Source organism: Leptospira ognonensis (assembly GCF_004770745.1).
Lineage (GTDB): Bacteria > Spirochaetota > Leptospiria > Leptospirales > Leptospiraceae > Leptospira_A > Leptospira_A ognonensis.
The window spans coordinates 1-19,800 of the sequence record NZ_RQGD01000014.1; the positions used below are offsets into that span (position 1 = coordinate 1).

Sequence of the window (19,800 nt, forward strand, 5' to 3'; positions counted from 1 at the left end):
TCTTTTGAACGAAAGGATCCATCTGGCGAGACAACAACGATAATGTCGCCTGACGCTTGTTCTATGCCTCTACGCACTTGTTCACCAAGTCGTTTAGGGTCCCCTTCTCCTGGGAAGGTATGAACTTTCACTTTTTCCTTTTTACAAAGATTGATCGTATCGTCTGTGGACTCATTATCAATCACAAGAATTTCGTGAAATTTATCTTTAAAATCAACGATCACATCTGTAATGGAACGTTCATTATTATTTGTAGGAATCACAAGCGAAGATTTAAACTTAGGGAAAAGTTCATTTCGTACTTCGTATACTGCATGATAATAATCTTGCATTGAATTGATGTTAAAGTATTCACAAGAAAGCGTAGTGGCATACACACCGCCAGCGGATTCTTTCGCCATCTTATCAATGACTTGGGTGATTTCAATGACCCCTGATTTGGATGAAGGCGGAGTGATTTTAAAGTATTTGAAATATTCTGGTGTGAACAGGTAAGAACCCAATCCCAAAATTTTATTTGGCGGGTCCTCAGGTTTTTCTACCAAATCAACGATTTTATCTCCATCCAACTCAACAGAATAATTTTTGCGTATGCGTGAGAGCAGAGATGTTTTGACAACACCAATTGAGGCAGCTAACTTTGGATGTGCTTTTACTGTTTTTAAGAAATTTTCATGATCAGTTTTGAAATAATATTCATCACCGAGAATTGTTAGAAAGGGTTCCTGAATGTTTTTCTCTAAACTCGCGATATCAGATGCTAGGCCTTTTTCTGTCCAAGGCGCAGGCTCAATGACAATTTTTGGCAATGCCAAACGAATCACTTCAATCTCAGCTAGGATATGTTCCTTAAGATGGCCAACAAGGATATAGACTTTCTCGACGCCAAATGTCTTGTATAAGAGTTCCACGTTTCGATGGAGGATGGTCTTCCCTTCGATGACAAACAAGGGTTTCGGTATAAAACTAGTACGAGGATAGGCACGCGTCCCTTTTCCAGCGGCAGCAATGACCCCAATTCTGATCTTTTTCACGTAAATCGAAGGTCTGCTTGGTTTGGCCTCTGGTCAATCAGAAAAGGTTCGCTTCCAGCGGTAGATATGATAGTCCAAAGGAGAACCAAGGGACTCAAATTTTTGGAATCGATCCCATTTTTTGGACTGTTGGTCCCAAAGGAAGCTTGGATTGTTCTTTCCTATGCCATTCAAATGAAACCCCCAAACTCCTTCTTCGTCTCTGGAGCCGGGAAGCAGGAAGGAGACGGCGACTGGTTCCCCTGTCGTTCCAGGGAGCCAATTTACCAAGGGCACAGGAGAAACTGTACCCAAAAGGCTAGAAGAAAGGCTGGGAATCTCGCCTGTAGTACGAATTTCAAAACGAAGGTGGGTGCAATCGTAACGCCGAACCAGACCCTTTTTCTCCCCGAAGGTAACATTTGCCCGCACTTGGCAAGAGTTTGGCAGAAGCTCTAAACTGCCGTCACGTTCCTCCCCACGGCCTGCGTAAAGGATTTCCTCCCAGCCCTTGACTGAATGGAAGCGCAATTCTTGGGCAAGAAAGGTGATTCCTGAAGTAGCTTTTGAGATTTCAATGCCTATTAGGATAAACCCATGATTTGTAGGAATGCTTTTGGAAAAGTAGAGTCCCGATGTGGGAACCGCCAAAAGAGAAAGCGGGAAAAAAAGACTTTGAACCAGAATTGCCGGCCAAATACTAATGAAGACACCAAATTTATGCATAACAAAGCTAATTACTTCAGTCCATTGCTGAGTTTAATTACGTCTATTTGTTTCCTATATTTTTTTAATTCCTGTGCCATACCTCTCGCGAGCTACTATTTAACGCTCTCACCCGAAAGTGGTGACACCCAAAACCTTTTTGCCTTCAGCCTGATCTCAAACATCGGGAATTGCGAAACAGGTGGCGATATTTGGGCACGAAACATCCAAACACAAGGCAGCTATTGTGTTCCTGTAGATATAATCAGCACGAAATCGAATGTAATTGTTTATAAACAACGTGGCTTATTTGTAAACATGGACCTTTTAAAATTTGCAACCGAGTTCAATGATAGTACTTATCCAAAGTTAGTTTCCGCATTTGGAGAACCTTCCGATGTTGATAAAAATGGCAAAATTAAAATTCTAGTTTTGGACATTGTGGATGGATCGGCAACAAACTCTGCCTATGTGGCAGGTTTTTATGACCCCGTAAATTTTTTCCGCGATGGAACGGTTTCATCAATTCGATCTAACTACGCAGAAATCCTTTATATCGATGGAAAGGAACTCGTCGCAAGCTTAGCAAACGATCCCACTGCCTTTGCTTCTACTGCAGCACATGAATTTCAACATTTAATACGATATCAATATATGAACACAGCTCGCGTAACGGATGATACCTGGATCAATGAGGGCACAAGCGAAGTGGCAAGCGACATCGCAGGTTTCGGTCCACAAACGGCAAGGTTATCTTGTTTTCGCGGAACAGAAACGACGAGATGTCCCAATGGCGCCAATGGCATCTCTCTACTCTCTTGGGCTAGTACTTCTAGCTCCGCCACCATTTTAAAACAATATGCGATGGCATATGCCTATATGAGATATCTTTACGATATCTCGGGGAATAATGAAACGGAAAAAAATAATTTTTTCCGAGCCTCAGTTCAAGGGAATGCATCTGGAGTCAGAGCGGGGACGGCAAGCCAACTCATGACAGTCTTTCGGAGCTCGTCGCGGTTTAACTCAAGCATCCTCGGATCAGACAATCCAACCGTATTTTTTAATACGTTTATGTTGTTTTTTGGGCAAGCAAGTGCGATTACAGGGTTTAGTTCTATCGATTATTTTTCTGCATCAGATATCTCGAGCTCTACTATTTCAAATAAATCATTGGCAAGTGCGTATCTTACCTACCCCTTTGAATCCACTCTAAACGATCTTATTACTTCACCGTTGCCTGCAGTAACAGGCAACTTAACCTTTCAAACAGGATCATCTTTTGTCTTGAATACGAACTACAATTTAACTTCGATTAGTAGCAAATTTGAAAATATGGGAACAGTCAAAAATTTGGGAAATACAAAAACTCTTGTTGGCTGGGGTGCATATTCTAGTAGCTCTCCCTTAACAGCAATTAGAGGTAGTCTAGAATCCAAATCAGAGTCAACTGGTGCCGATCGTTATAAAAGTTTAATTCAAAGTGGGAGTACCTCTGAAACTTTGTCCCCTCTTCCTTTATGTGGTACTCAATTTATAGACGAGCCGGTTCGAAACGTCGAAAGTATTCCAGTAGAACTGCCCGCATCAAAGAATGATAGCACTCTTTAGAAATGTGTCCCCCATCAGCGAACGCATTGCATGAATAATTAGGATCTTTTTTTAGTTTTAAAACGGGGGAATCATTTTCATTCGAAACTTTGTCTACTCTCTCTTCCCAGGCAGGAAGAGCCGGATGAGTGGAAAGAAGGGCTTCAAAACTTGGAGAAGAAACAGGCCAGATGACAATTGATTTTATCTTTTCCATTTTTAAACGAGCTAAAATTTTCTCATAAAAAGCAAACTGCATTTCACTGGGTTGGTATGAGGAAAATAGCCAATCAAGTGTTCTGTGACTTGTCATATCCAACATGTTCACATCTTTTTCTACATAATTGTCGATGGGAGAAAGACCATGCCCATTTTTATTTAAAATATGATCATAGGTTGTTTGCTTCATACTTATAAACCCATCTAGATTGGAGTTGGTGTAATTTCTCCACATTTGGTCTAGGTATGGTTTATAGGTTCCAACCGCAAACAGTCTGCGACCTAAAAAGAAGGAAACATGATCTTTTCCAAATAAGGATGAATTGCGAATGACATACGGTAGATCAAAACTAAATGTGAGATTTGAAATTTTAAAGATCGAGTTTTGATTGAATTGATTAGGATCGGTTTCCATTAACACAAGATCAGGACGTATTCCCGCGTCTAATAGCTTTGTTAGGTTATAATCATAGTAGGCAGGAGTGGTCACGGCAGAGGAAAGATTATAAATCTCCCAATCTGGGTAAAAATTCTTTAAGTCATCGGCATCGAAATAAAGGAGGCGTGAAGAACCAAGAATGACCATTAGCTTCTTGTTTTTTAGGTTTTCGCGATTCTGTATTATTTTTTCAAGTAAGTCTTTTTTTGCTGTATAATTAACGGGAGTTAGATCGAGTTTCGTTAATAACTGAACAAAGGGGACGCGAAAAATCTGATCAATAAGAAAAACAAGAAGAAGCAAAAGGAGTGGGTAGTAGAGAAATGTTTGCTTTTTCATTTCGTAAACGAAATCACATAGCTATAGAAATGTAAAGCAATTGGGGGTGAATACACTCCGAATTTCTTCGGAGTGTCGGTTCTTAAGCAACTTGCGTCTTTAAGATTTTTCTTCTTTTTTTAAGAGTTAAAAACCATTCATCAGCTGCTTTTACGTGCTGAACAAGCTTTTTGACATATTCACGATTTTCAGGATTCAAAATCTCGCGCGCTTCCTGGATGATTTCCTCTACGGTTTTCACATGAAAAGTGAAGTAACTCGTGAAAAGATCATAATATTCGCGGTCGGTTGTCTCCCAAGAATGTTTTTCAATGTCTTCATAAAATTCAAATAACATCGGTATATCTAATTCTGGTGTTGCATCAAAATGACTATTCATCATCGCGATACGATCAGTAATATCTGTTAGCCTTTGGAAATAGGTTTCTAGTTCGGGATATCCCATTGTAGACCCTCCTCATTAACCCTTACTTTTACCAGGATTTTAGAAGGGCGCGAGAGATCAAACCTTTTTTAAAAATTGTGAGAAGTCTGGGTGTTCTTTCAAGAATACTTGCAGCTTTTCTACCTGGCTGTCCCAGCCCTCTTTCGCACCTTCTAACCATACGTTAAATGCATCAGAGTTAGGAAACCCTCCGTTAATGATCGTTAATCTAGACTGGTTGCTTCCCAAAGATTCGAAAATGAGCTGTAAATAAATATCCCCTGCAGGGTGGTCCTTCCACTCCATGATAAGCTCTTTTTCCGGAACAATCTTCTTGTATGTTCCGTGAGAGGTAAAATTTCCTTCAATTCCTAGATGCCAAGTCCAAGAGAAGTCAGCCCCTTCTTTCGGACGACCTCTAACCTCATCAGCTAACCAATGAACTAACACCTCATATACCGTAATGGCCTGCCATACTCTCTCCAAGGGTTCATTGAAATCGAATACAGATTTAGATTCTCTCATTGGCAAAGATTCGTAATTTTCCGAAAGTTTGGCAATCTGTTTTTAGGAAGATAGACTCCCGCCAATGCAAGCGACAGTCTAATCGGTATAACGATGGAACTTAAAAATCACCTTGAAATTTTGGCGAAATACCATACCTGGGCAACGGACCATCTCTACCTGCATTTAAGCGGAGTCAGTGATACGGATTATCGAAAGGATTCTGGACTCTTTTTTAAATCGATACACCGAACCCTGAATCACCTTCTGGTCGTAGACCAACTGTGGTTTTCTCGTTTTGCCGAAGGTAGATCGCCAGTGATTGCTCTCGATTTAGAAATTGAAATGGATCGAGAAAAATTAAAAGATAGACTTGTCGATCAAACAAAAAAATGGGAAGGCTTAATCAAAAGTGCAAAATCCTTTCCTGAAACTCTTGATTATTCTACGATGCGAGGTTTCCAATCGAAGATCCCGTTTACACCAGCCCTTGCCCACGTTTTTAACCATGGCACGCATCACCGTGGGCAGATCATTGCCGCTATGACAACAGCCGGCTACTCTTCACCCGAAATTGATTTGGTTTACATGCTCCAGTCACAACTTCCAGAGCATGATGAGTGATCGATATAAAAAGAACTTACGACTAAATTTGCGTTAGGAGAGGTGTAAGTTATTTGGTCTGGTGTAAACCATTTGTACCACACTGATATTTCGCATATGAAATGCCGATGCACAATAGGCTAAATAGTATCTCCATTTCCTAATGAACGTTTCACTGTATCCTTGGTTACGAACTTCAGAAATATTCTCATCAAATGCTTTTAACCAAAGACGCAATGTCTTAACATAACTTGATCCCATATCTTCCAAGTGGTAAAGATACATGTCACCTGTTTTGTTGATGGCTTCATTCATTCGTCCGATCGAAGGAAGCAAGGATCCAGGAAAGATATGTTTCTGAATGAAGTCTATACCTTTTTTGAACGCTGAAAATCTAGAGTCAGGGCAAGTGATCACTTGTAACGCCATCAGTCCCTCCCTAGTTAAGACCTCTTGGCACTTTTTAAAGAATGATTCATAATACGCATCGCCAACAGCTTCCAGCATTTCAACGGAAACTATCTTCGTATAGGAACCCGTGATGTCTCGGTAATCTTGGATTTTAATGTCGATGAGATGCTCTAATTTTTCTTTTATGATTCTTTCTTTTGCAAATGCGTACTGCTCTTCAGATAATGTAACGGTAGTTACCTTACATCCGAAATTTTTTGCCGCATAAATTGAAAGGAAACCCCACCCACTCCCAATTTCCAGCAAATGATCGTTCGAGTTTAGATTTAATTTTTCACAAAGTTTCGCTACCTTTCTTGTCTGCGCATCTTCCAAACTTTGGTCCAGATTTTCAAAATATGCAGAACTATAAGTCATGGTAGGATCAAGAAAAAGCTTATAAAATGAATTTCCAAGATCATAATGTTCTACGATATTTTTTTTGCTGCCTCTCTGCGAATTTCTTCTTAAAAAGTGCAAAAACTTGTTTCCTAAATTAAAAAGATCTAAGTGAAATAACTTTTTTTTCGCACCAGATAGACTTGGAGAATCATCCACATTCAAGATAAACCATGAAATCACGTTTTCAATAGAATCCGTTTCCCACTCACCCATCAGGTATGATTCGGAAAATCCAATGTCTCCGTGCAAAACTGATCTTTTAAAAAACTTTGGATTTTTTATATGCATGATCGCCGAGTGAAATCTAGCTTCATAAGGTGAAGATGAGTCACCGAGCATGGACTGTGAACCATCGGGCAGAATCACACGAATGGATCCTCTTCGCATACGACCTAAGGCTTTAAAAAATAGCGTTTGATAAATAGCGTACTGTTGCTTTCCGGATGTACTCTCTATCTGTCTTAAAATTCCGGGTTCAATCGTTTCTTGCAAGAGAGACTGGTTTGCTGACTTCTCCAAGGGTGACTCCTGTTTGCCTTTCTATATTCTCATTTTTTTTTATATATGGTACACGCTTGATCCAAAGCTTTAAAGCCTGGTAATGGATGAGCGCTATTATTTGGACTGTTATGAACGGATATCGGCAGAAAAGAATAAATAAGTTCCAGGAAGAAAATGGTTTTTTTTCTCCAAGAAAAGCTGTGGTAAGTACTCTCTTTCCGTCCTCGAAAGAATCTACGCCTATTTGTAAATTTTCTTTGGGAAAATTCAATCTAAACTCAAATTCCGAATTTAAGGGTATGAAAGGTGATACATAAAAGTTTTTCCAAACGCGCATAAAAGACTCAGGTTGCGAAATTGTTCCTTTTGCATGATCATCCACCAAACCTACATAAGGTTTAATTTCGCCGTATGTATTGCCAACTTCTGCGATGGTACATACCATTTTAGCGTTTTCATCAAAACAGAAGTAAAAACAAACAGGATTAAAAACATAACCAAATACCCGTAAGTTTGTAACAATGTAAACTTTTGATATGCTTGACTCAACTCCTGAGTCTTTTAAAAAATTTCGTATCTGATCCTTTAGAGTTCCATCTCCATAATGCAAATGGTCTTTTTCCCAAAAGGAAAAGAGTGAAAATCGATTTTTACCAAAAAAATAGACTCGCTTATCTAATCCATCTAGTTCATCCAAGTCCAAAAGAAACGTCCCTACGCGATAACGAAATTGGTTCTTGACTGGGAAGAGTCTCGTATGCGAGACCAAAGCAGAATAGATTTTTGAATTTAGTTCCAAGGGTTTCTCTTTAGGATTGCTTCGGCTACATTCACTGCAGATAAAAAACCATCTTCATGAAAGCCATAGCGAAAGTATGCCCCTGCATAGTAGATTGGCCCCGTCTCATTCAATTTGGGAAGTTTCTCTTGGCCAAGAGCGGCCTCTACAGAAAACAATGGGTGTTCGTATTCTATTTCTCTTATGATATGTTCTTTTTTGATCCGAGAGGGGTCATTGATAGTTACAAAATAATTTTTATTCTTCGATACACCCTGTAATTGGTTCATCCAATAGATCGTGAATGGTTGTAACTTACCGTCATTCCCTCTTGTGATCTTATAATTCCAGCTCGACCAGATGAACCTTTTTTTAGGCATATCAGACGCATCCGTATGCAATGTCGCGATGTTCTTTTGGTATTTGTATAGAGGAAGCAACTCTTGTTCTAAGGGAGTCGGATTTTTCACAAGTTTGGCAGAAGTTGGACCATGTGTTGCCATAACTACTTTATCAAAGAGTTCCGTTTTTCCATTTTCAAGGGTTACTTTCACCTGCTTTCCTTCTCGCATCACGGAAGCAACACCCGCATTGAGGTGGATTTTATCTTTAAAATCTTTGGTGATTCTAGAGATATATTCTCTCGAGCCACCATCGACTGTCCACCATTGGTGCTGGGTACTAAGTCCTAAAAATCCATGATTATGGAAAAACCGAACAAGCGTTTTGGCAGGGAAACTCAGCATCAAATCGGGTGGTGTCGACCAAACGGCCGAGCTCATAGGAATCAGATAATTATGAAGGATATCCTCACCATAGCCTTCTTCTCGCATGTAACGGCCTAAGTCCCAATCATCATACTTTGCATCTGAGAGAATCTTTGGTGCATTTACATTGAAACGATTGATCTCAAGTAACATTTTAATATAGCGTGGTTTGAAAAAATTGAGTCTCTGAGCGAAAAGTCCATTCAATCCTGACCCACAAAACTCCAAGTTAGTGGGGGCATATTGCACACTAAAAGACATATCTGATTTTTTGGTCGGTACGTTTAAGGTATTGAACAATCGAAGTAAATTTGGATAGGTTACATGATTGAAAACGATAAAGCCTGTATCAATAGGTATGAGCTTACCATCCTCTTTTACATCAAGGGTATTTGTATGCCCGCCGATATAATCAGCTTTTTCATACAAGGTTAGATCATAGTCTTTTGCTAAAAAGTATGCGGCTCCCAAACCAGAAATACCTGTACCGATGATCGCTAATTTTTCTTTCACTAAAGAAGTCCTTTATCTATGTTTAGACATTGGACGAAAGAAGTTGGCTCATTTGGCTTTGAATTTCTTCGGCCTTTTTTTTCGCAAGGCTTACGAAGTCATCATTTCTTGACAATAAGGTGACACCTCTCGAAGAGTTGATGAGCGAATCTCGACCACAGGCTGCGTAGATATCCTCTAAACTGCCTCCTTGAGCCCCATAACCAGGGATCAAAAAATACATTTTTGGATGACGACGCCTCATTTCTGCAAGCTCCGCCGGATGTGTACCACCCATGACCATCCCTACCTGGCCTGGGTATTCGGCATTGAGTTTGCCGCAAAAATCAGAAACCTCTTCGTACAAATACGAATTTGTTTTTTTAAGCACTAACTTCTGCAAGTCGGCTGAGGACGGATTTGATGTTAAACATAAAATAAAAACAAATCCGCCAAGGTCAAGATACGGAAGTAAGGAATCTCGACCCATATATGCATTCACAGTCAGGGCATCCACTTTTAAGGTTTCAAAATAATATTTGGCATATTCTTTTGCTGTGTTTGCCAGATCGCCCCTCTTCGCATCGGCCACAATCGGAATATTTTGGTTGATCTCTTTGCAATATAGAATGTATCGTTCGAATTCCAAAAAACCTCTGGAACCAAATCGCTCAAAAAAAGCAACATTGGGCTTCCATGCCGAAGCATAGCCTTGAGTGGCATCGATGATAGCCTTGGAAAATGTAAAGAGAGGTGCATCCGAAGAGAGGCAGGAGTGCGGAAGTTTCTCCCATTCTGGATCAATGCCAATGCAAAGAAGAGATTTTAACTCCTCACGTCGCGCCACGTACTTTTTAATGAATGCCGAAGACATCTTATTTTACATTTCCTATTTTCTTTCTCGCACGTAACTGCTCATCAATCGATCTTTTTTTATACCTACCGTACATATGACCTGGTATCACAGTTAAACTAGTGATAGGTTTTAAGACCAAGTCTCCTATGGAGCCGCCAACATAAGTAGAATATGCTGGGGTCAAAAGGTCATAGGCATCTTCAAGCTGTTTTCTATCTTCTTTCTCGGCAAAATAAGCAAAGGCATCATTGCTTGCGCGCGCTTCATGATAAAGAGTCCCGACAAGTGGGACTGCGTATGCCATGGCGTAAGCGGTCCGATTCTTTCTTAAAGAAAAATCTTTAGCATGACCCGCTTCATGAATGACAACTGGTATGGAATCAGAATAAATATTTATCGTATTCGTAAAAGAATTATAGTGGTCGCCTCCGAGGATTCCAGCAAGCAATCTTTCGGGCAAAAACGTATAACTTAGGAGCGAAAAGATACCTACTGTATATCTTGCTAGACCGCTGATGTTTTCATTTTTTGACAATCGTTTCCATTCAGAAATGGGCGCATATTGATTGAATCTAACCTTAACATCGCGAAGGTTATTTTCTTTTATATACCTTTTCATGTATTCTTTTGTTTCTTCTGAAATCTCATGATTTTCCATTTTCCAATTCCATAGTACTAACTTGGAAGGAAGGGAAAAAAAGTAATGTCCCGTTTTATCAATAATCCAAAAAGGCTCCCCTTCTTCGAATTGTTCTTCTCCCTCTTCGAAAGCTGGAGAAGGCAAATAGGGATTTCCATAATTATATTTTTTTTCCATGGAATAACAGCCAGAAATCAAAACCAAAATAAACAACATAACAAATATTTGAGCTAGGAATTTCATATTACAGATTATCCATGATCTCTTTTATTTTGGGGTCGGTGGCAGGTTCGTTTAAAAAAGGAACGGTTGTTTTATTCGGCGTAGATGGTGTTTTGGTAACGTAACCGTTCAAACCTTCTAAAAATTGGAAATAGGCCTCGATAGCATTTCTACCCAGTTCATTGAGCTGGTCCTCCCTATTCCCTCGAAATCCAGCATAAGGAACATACCATACCAAAGGGATAATGGTAAGAATGCTCCCCGTTAAATAACAATCAGAGATATAGGAATGGATTTGGTCAGAATAGATAAAGGTCTCTACGTTTCGCTTCCCTATTTGCACATCGACTTTAAGTTTTAGATTTACATCATTCGCATAACAATTATCAACCGACTCGAAAACAAATTCTTTCACGTCGATTTTCCCGCCTTCGGCGATGAGAAGCTGGTATTTTTCAGGTCGGATTGATAATTCTTTCCGTATTAGATAAGCAAAATCACCATATTCATTTTTTAAATCATATTCGGTCCCAAAAAATGGAATGCCTTTCGTTGTATAAATATAAGGACTGTAAAGGGCAAATCTATCTGGAAAAGGGTGCGAAGCTACTACAGAAAGTTTTGGAAAGGTTTTGATGACTTCGTAGGGACTCTCGTTCGCAACAGGTCGGTATACGCGTATGGAAGTCGAACATTGAAAGAGAAACAAAAGTAAGAAGAAGTGGATCATTGATCGCACATATCTAAAAAACATAGCTATAACCTATAAAAAAATTCGTAACGGTAAAATAACGAGAGGCTCGCAGACCATCCCCGTCCGCCTCATAAAAGGCAGAAGTTGTATACCAGTTTTGAATTCCCAAAGCCAAAGCTTCATTGCTAAATGCTAAAAAGTTTGGTAGTTTTGATTCGTTGGCATTCCAAGTATAAGAAGTAGATCTCGCTCCAAAACTTAACCTATGATAGTCCATTAGGATAAACGAATATATTAGATTTAAGTCTATACCCGTAATTTTCATTTCTAAAGGTTTGGCTGACTCGACTTTATAAAATTGGTTTCCTGAAATGTAGTTTCCAGATAAATCGATCAAACCATCTCGCATGTTTCGTCGTTCATATTGAAACGAGCCAAGCGTTGTATAAAACATGTCAGAACCAAATTCTATCCGACTATTTTTTATCGCCGTTTGGTAGATGCGAAACCCGGCACTCGGAGCCACAAATTTCGCAGTCTCACTAAGATCCCCTGCTTGGTTGAGTGTGGGTGACAAAAACGAAGAATTTGTTTGCCACCCACCAACACGAAGTCCAAAATCCCAAGTGAACCATCGATCATGCTCTAAAGCCTCATGCACCTTAAACATAAATTTATGATCATACATTTCAAAACGCGTACTGTATCTCGCAAATTGCCGGCCGAAACCATAGGCGGAGTGTTCATATGAGCCGTGTACTGGTAAATTAGAATATTCGAATCCCCATTTCTTGTTTTCTGATACAAAATTTAGCTGAATAGTGGGAAGAACCGTTTCTTTTGGAGCGATCCTTCCTTTCTCTTCTATGAAAGGAAGTACAGACTCGTTCTGATAGGGAACTACGCTTCGCGGCAAATAGGGTGAACCATTCTGAAAGGCAACGCGCCCGTTATCCAAGGACCAATCCATCCCAGATTTAAAAAAGGCTGCTGGTACATTCGCTCGAAATCCTAGCTCCCAAAACCCACCCCAAAACGATTTGTTTCCCGCATAAAATGGCGGCGGGAGTTTCTGTCTGGGATCACCTACTTCTATGATCGCTTTTTTATCCCGGGCAAAATTTCTCCTTCGGATATCCCTACTGAGATTTCGCTTTTCTTCGGCGGCTTCTGTCTCTCCTTTTTTCTCATGAGCCTCAATTTCCATGTCAAGTTCGATGGCACGGGATTCCTGGGCAACCAGTGAGATTAGAGGCAGACTAAAAAGAAGTGAAAAAATCAATCCCTTCGGCAATATAACAAAAATCATATGAAGAAGGGAGGACATGAAAATACTAACCTTTTCTCTTAATATAAGCCTTTGCAAATTCAGGCAAGACAAAAGCAGATTTATGCATCTCAGGACTGTAATATTTTAATCCCTTTGGCAATCGACTAACATCTGGACTCACCTTATAAGGATCTATCGCATTTGACATAAAGGTAAATCCTATGATTCCGGAAGGATAGCTCGGGATTGTCGTATAATAATAACCATACTCTGGAAAGATTTTCGGGATGAATTCGAATAGAGAAGAAATGACATCTCCATGATACCAGAAGGATTCTGCTTGGGTTGCAATGATTCCAGTTGGTTTTAAGGCACCTGCCATATCTCGAAAAAATGGCTCTTTAAACAATACTTCCGCAGGTCCAACGGGGTCACTTGAGTCCACTAGAATCACATCAAAGCGACCCTTGTTTTCACGTGCGAACTTAGCTCCATCATCATAATAATGGACTACTTTCTTATCCTTCATGGCATCAGCGCATTCTGGAAAATATTTGTAACTGATATCAACGACTCCTTTGTCAATTTCACAAAGGACAACTTCTTTGACAGTCGGGTGCTTGAGTACCTCACGAACCGTTCCTCCATCACCACCTCCGATCACAAGAACAGATTCCGGATTTGGATGGCTCATCATCGGAACATGAGCAATCATCTCATGGTAGGAATGTTCATCCTTATTTGTAACCATGGTGACACCATCAAGGGTGAACATCCGACCGAACGCTTGTGTCTCAAATATGTCAATTTTCTGAAACGGAGTCTGCAAACTCTCTAGAGTTTTTGTCACTCGGTAACTTACCGCTCTTCCCTTCTCGATTTCCAATTTTTCAGTATACCAGATCTCCATTTCCCTCTCCGCGCTTTCGCAAGCATTAGTTTATGTCAGCCTCAAACCGCCTTGGCAGAAGTGTAGTTTTTTTTCCTGACCAAAAAAGTTCTTTCCAGAATTCAGAAATCGCGTATGATTCGATAGTTTTTGAGCCATTGATTCTACAGGAGAGATTATGCTGGGAAATTTTACAGAAAGTTTAAAAGGTACGGTAGGCGGTGTTGCACTCTTAATTGCTTCCTTCCCCATTTTATTTCAAAATGAGGGCTGTGCAGTAGACATTGCAAAGGGACTTGAAGAAGGCGCAGGCCTTGTCGTCAGCATTGATGCTACAAAAGACATAGCATCGCATAACGGGAAGCTTATACACGCTACCGGTGAGGCAAAAGCAGGTGCTGCCATCTCCGACCCTGAGTTTGGCGTAGAAGTAAAAGGTCTTGTGTTAACGCGCAGTGTCGAAATGTACCAATGGGAAGAAAATTCCAAAGAAGACAGCGATAAAAAGAAAACCTATACCTACAAAAAAGATTGGTCTTCTTCTGAAATCAACTCGAGCAACTTTGAAGAACCAAACGGTCACACCAACCCATCGATGCCTTACGAGACAAAGACTATTCGTCCAAATTCCGTAACGCTAGGGAATCTAAACTTTTCGGATGCATTGATTGATTCGATTTCTCCCAATTCCGATTTGGATTACGACCAAGCGGATAAAAATGCCGTAAAATCAAAATTTGGTTCGAAAGCTCATCCGCAAGGAAATCAAATTTACATCGGATCCAATCCTGCTTCCCCAGCAATTGGAGATTTAAAAATCAGCCACCGGGTTGCGTTGGAAGGAACGGCATCCATCATCGGGTCTCTCAAAGGTGATACCGTAAACCCATACAAAACCAAAAGAGATACCACCATACTCATGTTTGATTTTGGTGAAAAAGATGCCGTCACCATGTTCCAAGAAGCACAAGATGCAAACGTAGTCCGAACTTGGGTCGTTCGAGTCCTCGGATTCTTAGCTATGTTTATGGGATTCCGATTGTTGTTTGGACCAATCGCGGCAGCAGGTGGATTTATCCCCATCCTTGGTGGGATTTTAGAAATGGGTGTAAGCATCGTTGCTGGCATCCTTGCCTTCTCCCTATCTTTTATGACGATTGCTGTTGCGTGGATCTTTTTCCGACCACTTCTGGGCATTAGCCTTCTTGTGCTGGGAATCGGAGCCTTTGTTTATCTTTACACCCAAAAAGGAAAATTTGAGAAAAACGCGCCCGCCGCGTAGCCACTAGAATCAAATTATGAATTGGCAGACAGAACTCGCTTCTGTCTGCTAGTTTAAAAATGAAAAAGTATTATAAAGTCTACTATCTGATTGGCTTTCTGGCCATGCCGCTGTTCATCCTTCTTCTCGTTTTCGCCTACATCCATTTAAACCAACTCGCAAGCGAAAGCCTTTATTGGAGTCATAATAAGTCCTTTGCCTTCTCCCAGGCATCCCGCGAAGGAAAGCTAATCTTGGTCTCGGTCACAAAACATCGATGTGATGGCTTGATCGGGTTGGAATGCGGCGAAGGAAAGCCTGATTTAGGGGCGTATGTTCTTTTGAATCTGATCCCATCTGATCTGGAATTTTCATCCATGATAGCGGATGACAGATTTGAAGAATTGAAAACGGGGGAATTGCCTAGGTATTATCTATTGAATACAACGGGCGAAATCCGGTATTCCTCGAAAGAACTTCCAAGTGTGGTGGACATGCAGACTCTGCCCAAAGCAGAAAGGTAGAGACAAGGGCCGAGTCATGAAAACTTCCTCGGCCTACTGGAATCTCACGAATTTTTTACGTTTCTAAACCTAAGAACTTTGCAATCGAGTTTCTATCTTTTTCTAAGCTATGTTTATGGATTTCTTCAATCGCCTTTTCTACGATGGGGGAAACAAAAAGTAAACCAGAGATCACTTCCACTTCATAACTCCTTTCCGATGCATTCGCGCCCGTACTTTGGTATACACTCTTTCCTTTAATGATAAACACATTGTCCTTACCAGGTGGGGAAATCTTAAAAACGTGAGTGTTTGTTGTGGTATCGAACGTCGATTCTTCAAGCAAGGATAGGTCAGAAAGTGCCGCCTGCAAAACAGCGGGCAAAGATCCTTCCAAACTCACTTTTCTCTTCTGGGTAATGATATTTCCTTCTTTTTTTTCCTCGATGAGTGTGACGTTTTTTAAATCTGGGAACTGATCTAAATGTTGGTATCTTTCTTCTCTCGCATGAAGGAGTTTTTCAAGCGATACGGAGAATGCATGTGTTACTTTGTATTTCACTATTTTTTCTTTCCTTTCTTTTTAGCGACTGGCTTTGCTTTTTTAGGCGTTGGTTTTTTGACAGGTTTACTTACTTTTTTTGAGGCCTTCTTCGCGCTGGGCTTAGGAGTTGGAACCTTTTTCTTTGGAGCCGTTTTTTTTGCCTTTGGAAGGGTTTTTTTAGGAGTCGATTTTTTAATCTGCGGACTAACTGGCGTTACTTCTGCAAGTAATGCCTCATCCTCCCAATAAAAAACCTGATCTGCAGGTAAAGATTGTTCCATCGCCATAGCTTGTGCAGACAATAATGAAGTATTCGCATCATTGAAGTTAGCAAGCTTTTGAAAAAGTAAGTTGATCTTCGGGTCTTGGAATTTATTTCTTATTTTCGCATAAAAATTTCGGGCATCCTCGCCTTCACGGACAGCAAGCTCCAAGGCTTTTTTTTCGTCAGACTTAACTTCAACGTTTTTATTTCGATCTAACTTATCCATGATCTTTAGCATCGTAGAGGAATGAAATTTTTCAATTTCATTTAATTGTTTTAGATTTGGCAGTTCTTTGCCTTCTGCGTTTTTATATACTTCTCTGATGAATTTGATATGCTCATCTCCATCTAACGCAAGTTGGCTAAACAATTCGCGGATGGGTCCTTCTGGAAGCTGTTCTGATATTTTTAGATAGAATTGAAAACATTTAACTTCATGATCAATGGCAGCAGCGATTGCTTCGATAAACGTGGTTTTTTTTAGGGATTTCATTTTTTAGATTCCTTAGAGAAAGCGCTTATATTTTCACTCACAGTTGTCAATTTTCAAGTACTTTTCCTTCTTACCGAGTTCAATTCTTCAACTTTCGTAGCTGCATAAATGAAAAACTGGGCGAGATAGTATGTGATCATGATGAGAAGAGAAGCAACTTGTCGATCCATTGTGCGATTTAGAAACATTGAATAGGCGATGATTGAGTCAGAGAGAATGAATATGAGTGACCCAAATAATCCGAGAAAATAGACGCGACTAGGCGCAACTCTTGCCAATGACCTCCAGCCCATTAGGCATATCGCTGATACATAAACGGCAACGGGAATCAGGAGCGGACCGAGTTCTGGCTTAAGGAAATAGAAAAATGTACAACCAAAGATCACAAACGGAATCAACCGAACGATCGACAGTTTCGATCCAATGGAAAATGCATACGCGTAAATCAGCTGGGCGACAAGAAAGGATCCGAGACCAGGTACAAAGAAATCTGGACTAGGCAGAGCGAGAAACGAATCTCCGAAGAGGGAGAATACCAAGGCAACCACCACCAATTTCCCCTTTTTTAAGAGATAAGCCCAATCCCGAGAGAGAAAGAGGATGAGAAGCAGGATAGGAATGATTTTGCTCGGTAAAAAAAATACATTCTCTTTTGTGATGGATACAATGGCAACCAAGTGGACGATGCTATACAAACCGAATAAAACTATATCTTTTGTCATATTTCTTACTTTACACCAAGCTCTCTGTCGTTTTTATCATTAGAGAAACTGAGTGTTTTATTATATGAAACAAATACGCCGCATGTCCATCCTTTTCTTATTTTGCTTCTGCTCGCTTACCCTATCTGCCCGTGAGGTTCCAAGCGGTGGTGAAATGTTACTCGATGTGCTCCTTGCAAGACCAGTCGGTTTAGCGAGTACGGCTCTCGGTACGGCAGCCTGGATCGTGGCTACGCCATTTACATTGTTATCTGGAACCTGGAAACAAGCGGCGAAACGGCTTGTCATTTACCCAGCGAGGTTTACTTTCGTGCGAGGTTTGGGAGACTTTCCAGGCTATATGGAAGAATACGAAACGGTAGAGGAATAGATTGGACGAATTATTATTTTCTGAGTTCCCAGGAGTTACGAGCGAGGAATGGAAAAACACCATCCTTAAAGATTTAAAAGGCCAACCGTTTGAGAAAGTAGAATGGCACACAGAAGATGGCATTACGATACAGCCGTTTTACAGAAAAGAAAGTCTACCCTCCCCCTTACCAGACATCAGTCGAAATCAAAAAGGTTGGAACATTACGGAATCGATCTTAAATCAAGGATCTGCTTCCCAGGCAAATGAATCCGCCAAAAAGGCACTCCTATCGGGAGCAGATGCACTTCTTTTTTACTCGCATGAAGAAGGAGCCAAATCTTACGGAGTTCCCATTCATTCTGCCGATGATATTAAGAATCTATTACAAGGCATCGATCTGGGCGTTACGCCCGTTATACTATCCCTCGCAAACAGAACACCTACTTTTGAAAAAGAGATTCGAGCCAAGGCAAAGGGTTCAAAACAATTTCTAGCAGACTATGATCCTTTCGGCACTGCGATTCTCTGTGGAGAGCTCGGGGATTCTGAAGAAAAAGTTAAGACAAATCTAAGTTCTCTTGCCTCCTCAAATATAAACGAAAGATTCATCTGCGTACATTCTAACTACTTTAGAGATGCAGGCGCGAGCATTTCCCAAGAACTCAACTTTACATTAGCCGCAGGAGTAGAATATTTCAATACTCTTGTAGAATCCGGAGTAACCCCAGCATTAGCTGCCAATTCCTTATGGTTTTGGATGGGAGTTGGTTCTGATTATTTTACGGAGATTGCGAAACTACGGGCAATGCGTATTTTATGGAGTCAGGTGTTAAATGTCTATGAACCTGGCCTTGGGGACGTAACGAAAGCCGTAATCTTTGCCAGTACCTCTTCTTGGAATTTTACGGCCTATGATCCTCATGTGAACATCCTCCGAGGAACAACGGCGGCGATGTCTGCTGTGATTGGAGGTGCTGATTACGTTTATGTCAATCCGTATGATTCAGTTTACGCCCAAACAAATGAATTTGGAAAACGGATTGCACGCAATTCACAATTACTCCTCCGTCATGAAGCACATTTGGATAAAGTAGAGGACCCAGCATCTGGTTCTTATTACCTTGAAGTTCTAACACACCAACTCTGCGAGAGAGCCTGGGAAGAATTCCAAGCGATCGAGGCCGAAGGTGGATACTATAAAAATTTACAAATGGGCAAGGTACAGGATGCGATCATTGCCAGCGCCAAACAAAAACGAGATGCCGCCTCATCAAAAAAACAAACCTTACTTGGCACAAACCAGTATGCATTACCAAAAGAACGGCATCCAGAGTTAGGTGAGAATATCACAAATACGAAATCCTTACTTGCCTTCCCAAACCAGGGAAAATACAAACGTGTAGATACAGTTAGGCTCTCCTGGGATTTTGATCGTCTCAGGGTTCTTACTGACCTTCATGTAGCCAAAGGAAAATCTGTTCCGAAAGTTTTTCTTCTAACAATTGGTGATGTAAATATGCGTAAAGCGAGAGCCGGCTTTAGTTCCAATTTCATTGGCTGTTTGGGTTATGAGATCTTAGACAATGCTGGTTTTGATACGATTGAGTCAGGAATATCTGCCGCAAAACAAAGTAAATCCGACATCGTTGTTTTATGTTCTTCCGATGAAGAATACACGACACTCCTTCCCGAATTTGCAAAGAGCGTGAAAAAAGAAATGCCTTCCGCTTGGCCCATTATTGCAGGCTTTCCGAAAGACCTCATTGCAACTGCCAACGAATTAGGGATTACTGACTTCATCCATTTGAAACGAAACCTCATTGAGTTTATGGAAAAAGCTCAAGCGAAATTATAAGGAATACT

Annotated in this window: 22 protein-coding genes; 6 read left to right on the forward strand and 16 right to left on the reverse strand. The window is 40.6% G+C overall.

Going from position 1 to position 19,800, the window contains the following annotated elements; all coding sequences use genetic code 11:
* Both EHQ58_RS03765 and EHQ58_RS03770 read right to left on the reverse strand, forming a co-directional pair.
* Nucleotides 1-1,034: glycosyltransferase family 2 protein (locus EHQ58_RS03765; protein ID WP_135622164.1), on the reverse strand; the 1,034-nt coding region annotated here is incomplete at its 3' end.
* Nucleotides 1,035-1,067: 33 nt separating this feature from the next.
* The gene (locus EHQ58_RS03770; RefSeq protein WP_135622166.1) at nucleotides 1,068-1,739 is read right to left on the reverse strand and encodes a hypothetical protein; all 672 of its coding nucleotides are present in this window, start codon (nucleotides 1,737-1,739) and stop codon (nucleotides 1,068-1,070) included.
* Here EHQ58_RS03770 and EHQ58_RS03775 point away from each other — a divergent pair.
* The gene (locus EHQ58_RS03775; protein ID WP_135622168.1) at nucleotides 1,734-3,329 is read left to right on the forward strand and encodes a peptidase MA family protein; all 1,596 of its coding nucleotides are present in this window, start codon (nucleotides 1,734-1,736) and stop codon (nucleotides 3,327-3,329) included. The two genes, EHQ58_RS03770 and EHQ58_RS03775, sit on opposite strands and share 6 nt — an antisense overlap.
* Here the strand turns inward: EHQ58_RS03775 and EHQ58_RS03780 are convergent.
* From EHQ58_RS03780 to EHQ58_RS03790, 3 genes are all read right to left on the reverse strand, one after another.
* Nucleotides 3,253-4,305, reverse strand: a complete 1,053-nt coding sequence (locus EHQ58_RS03780; protein ID WP_135622170.1) for a DUF1574 domain-containing protein — start codon at nucleotides 4,303-4,305, stop codon at nucleotides 3,253-3,255. The genes EHQ58_RS03775 and EHQ58_RS03780 overlap by 77 nt on opposite strands.
* Nucleotides 4,306-4,387: 82 nt before the next feature.
* Entirely contained in the window at nucleotides 4,388-4,750 is a 363-nt protein-coding gene (locus EHQ58_RS03785) for a PLU-1-like domain protein (protein WP_135622172.1), read from the reverse strand.
* Between the two features lie 57 nt (nucleotides 4,751-4,807).
* Nucleotides 4,808-5,254, reverse strand: a complete 447-nt coding sequence (locus EHQ58_RS03790; protein WP_135622174.1) for an SRPBCC family protein — start codon at nucleotides 5,252-5,254, stop codon at nucleotides 4,808-4,810.
* Nucleotides 5,255-5,347: 93 nt separating this feature from the next.
* On the opposite strand from EHQ58_RS03790, the gene EHQ58_RS03795 reads away from it, so the two are divergent.
* A complete protein-coding gene (locus tag EHQ58_RS03795) occupies nucleotides 5,348-5,857 on the forward strand; it encodes a DinB family protein (RefSeq protein ID WP_135622176.1) in 510 nt (169 codons plus the stop codon).
* A gap of 33 nt (nucleotides 5,858-5,890) precedes the next feature.
* Here the strand turns inward: EHQ58_RS03795 and EHQ58_RS03800 are convergent, their stop codons facing one another.
* Genes EHQ58_RS03800 through speE form a run of 8 tightly spaced genes read right to left on the reverse strand, consistent with a single transcriptional unit; the run spans nucleotide 5,891 to nucleotide 13,818 of the window.
* On the reverse strand, nucleotides 5,891-7,207 hold the full coding sequence (locus EHQ58_RS03800) for an SAM-dependent methyltransferase (RefSeq protein WP_246047112.1): 1,317 nt from the start codon (nucleotides 7,205-7,207) through the stop codon (nucleotides 5,891-5,893).
* A complete protein-coding gene (locus EHQ58_RS03805; RefSeq protein WP_246047114.1) occupies nucleotides 7,164-7,988 on the reverse strand; it encodes a DUF1365 domain-containing protein in 825 nt (274 codons plus the stop codon). The genes EHQ58_RS03800 and EHQ58_RS03805 overlap by 44 nt, the downstream gene beginning before the upstream one ends.
* A complete protein-coding gene (locus EHQ58_RS03810; RefSeq protein ID WP_135622178.1) occupies nucleotides 7,979-9,247 on the reverse strand; it encodes an NAD(P)/FAD-dependent oxidoreductase in 1,269 nt (422 codons plus the stop codon). The genes EHQ58_RS03805 and EHQ58_RS03810 overlap by 10 nt, the downstream gene beginning before the upstream one ends.
* Before the next feature lie 22 nt (nucleotides 9,248-9,269).
* The gene (pyrF, locus tag EHQ58_RS03815) at nucleotides 9,270-10,100 is read right to left on the reverse strand and encodes an orotidine-5'-phosphate decarboxylase (RefSeq protein ID WP_135622181.1); all 831 of its coding nucleotides are present in this window, start codon (nucleotides 10,098-10,100) and stop codon (nucleotides 9,270-9,272) included.
* 1 nt (nucleotide 10,101) lies between these two features.
* The gene (locus EHQ58_RS03820) at nucleotides 10,102-10,977 is read right to left on the reverse strand and encodes a hypothetical protein (protein WP_210412781.1); all 876 of its coding nucleotides are present in this window, start codon (nucleotides 10,975-10,977) and stop codon (nucleotides 10,102-10,104) included.
* Nucleotides 10,967-11,698 carry a hypothetical protein gene (locus EHQ58_RS03825; protein WP_135622185.1) on the reverse strand — a complete coding sequence of 244 codons (732 nt, stop codon included), beginning with the start codon at nucleotides 11,696-11,698 and terminating at the stop codon, nucleotides 10,967-10,969. Before EHQ58_RS03825 ends, EHQ58_RS03820 begins: the two co-directional genes overlap by 11 nt.
* Complete coding sequence (locus EHQ58_RS03830; protein WP_167883527.1) at nucleotides 11,688-12,965, reverse strand: hypothetical protein; 1,278 nt, start codon at nucleotides 12,963-12,965, stop codon at nucleotides 11,688-11,690. Before EHQ58_RS03830 ends, EHQ58_RS03825 begins: the two co-directional genes overlap by 11 nt.
* 7 nt (nucleotides 12,966-12,972) lie before the next feature.
* Nucleotides 12,973-13,818 carry a polyamine aminopropyltransferase gene (gene speE / locus EHQ58_RS03835; protein ID WP_135622191.1) on the reverse strand — a complete coding sequence of 282 codons (846 nt, stop codon included), beginning with the start codon at nucleotides 13,816-13,818 and terminating at the stop codon, nucleotides 12,973-12,975.
* A gap of 157 nt (nucleotides 13,819-13,975) precedes the next feature.
* Here speE and EHQ58_RS03840 point away from each other — a divergent pair, with 157 nt between their 5' ends.
* Both EHQ58_RS03840 and EHQ58_RS03845 read left to right on the forward strand, forming a co-directional pair.
* A complete protein-coding gene (locus EHQ58_RS03840) occupies nucleotides 13,976-15,079 on the forward strand; it encodes a TMEM43 family protein (RefSeq protein ID WP_135622194.1) in 1,104 nt (367 codons plus the stop codon).
* 59 nt (nucleotides 15,080-15,138) lie between these two features.
* Nucleotides 15,139-15,582: a hypothetical protein gene (locus EHQ58_RS03845; RefSeq protein ID WP_135622196.1), complete on the forward strand. Its 444-nt coding sequence runs from the start codon at nucleotides 15,139-15,141 to the stop codon at nucleotides 15,580-15,582.
* A 55-nt stretch (nucleotides 15,583-15,637) separates the two neighbouring features.
* On the opposite strand, the gene EHQ58_RS03850 is transcribed toward EHQ58_RS03845, so the two are convergent.
* From EHQ58_RS03850 to EHQ58_RS03860, 3 genes are read right to left on the reverse strand one after another with little or no spacing between them, the layout of a single operon-like run.
* Nucleotides 15,638-16,123, reverse strand: coding sequence for a DUF2505 family protein (locus tag EHQ58_RS03850; RefSeq protein WP_135622198.1), 486 nt, complete (start codon nucleotides 16,121-16,123; stop codon nucleotides 15,638-15,640).
* Nucleotides 16,123-16,863 carry a ferritin-like domain-containing protein gene (locus EHQ58_RS03855; protein WP_135622200.1) on the reverse strand — a complete coding sequence of 247 codons (741 nt, stop codon included), beginning with the start codon at nucleotides 16,861-16,863 and terminating at the stop codon, nucleotides 16,123-16,125. The genes EHQ58_RS03850 and EHQ58_RS03855 overlap by 1 nt, the downstream gene beginning before the upstream one ends.
* A gap of 53 nt (nucleotides 16,864-16,916) precedes the next feature.
* Nucleotides 16,917-17,585, reverse strand: coding sequence for a lysoplasmalogenase (locus tag EHQ58_RS03860; protein WP_135622202.1), 669 nt, complete (start codon nucleotides 17,583-17,585; stop codon nucleotides 16,917-16,919).
* Nucleotides 17,586-17,649: 64 nt separating this feature from the next.
* Here EHQ58_RS03860 and EHQ58_RS03865 point away from each other — a divergent pair, with 64 nt between their 5' ends.
* Together EHQ58_RS03865 and EHQ58_RS03870 are read left to right on the forward strand one after the other, a co-directional pair.
* Nucleotides 17,650-17,955, forward strand: coding sequence for a hypothetical protein (locus tag EHQ58_RS03865; RefSeq protein ID WP_246047116.1), 306 nt, complete (start codon nucleotides 17,650-17,652; stop codon nucleotides 17,953-17,955).
* Nucleotide 17,956: 1 nt separating this feature from the next.
* Nucleotides 17,957-19,792, forward strand: coding sequence for a methylmalonyl-CoA mutase family protein (locus EHQ58_RS03870; protein ID WP_135622204.1), 1,836 nt, complete (start codon nucleotides 17,957-17,959; stop codon nucleotides 19,790-19,792).
* The last annotated feature ends 8 nt before the right edge of the window (nucleotides 19,793-19,800 follow it).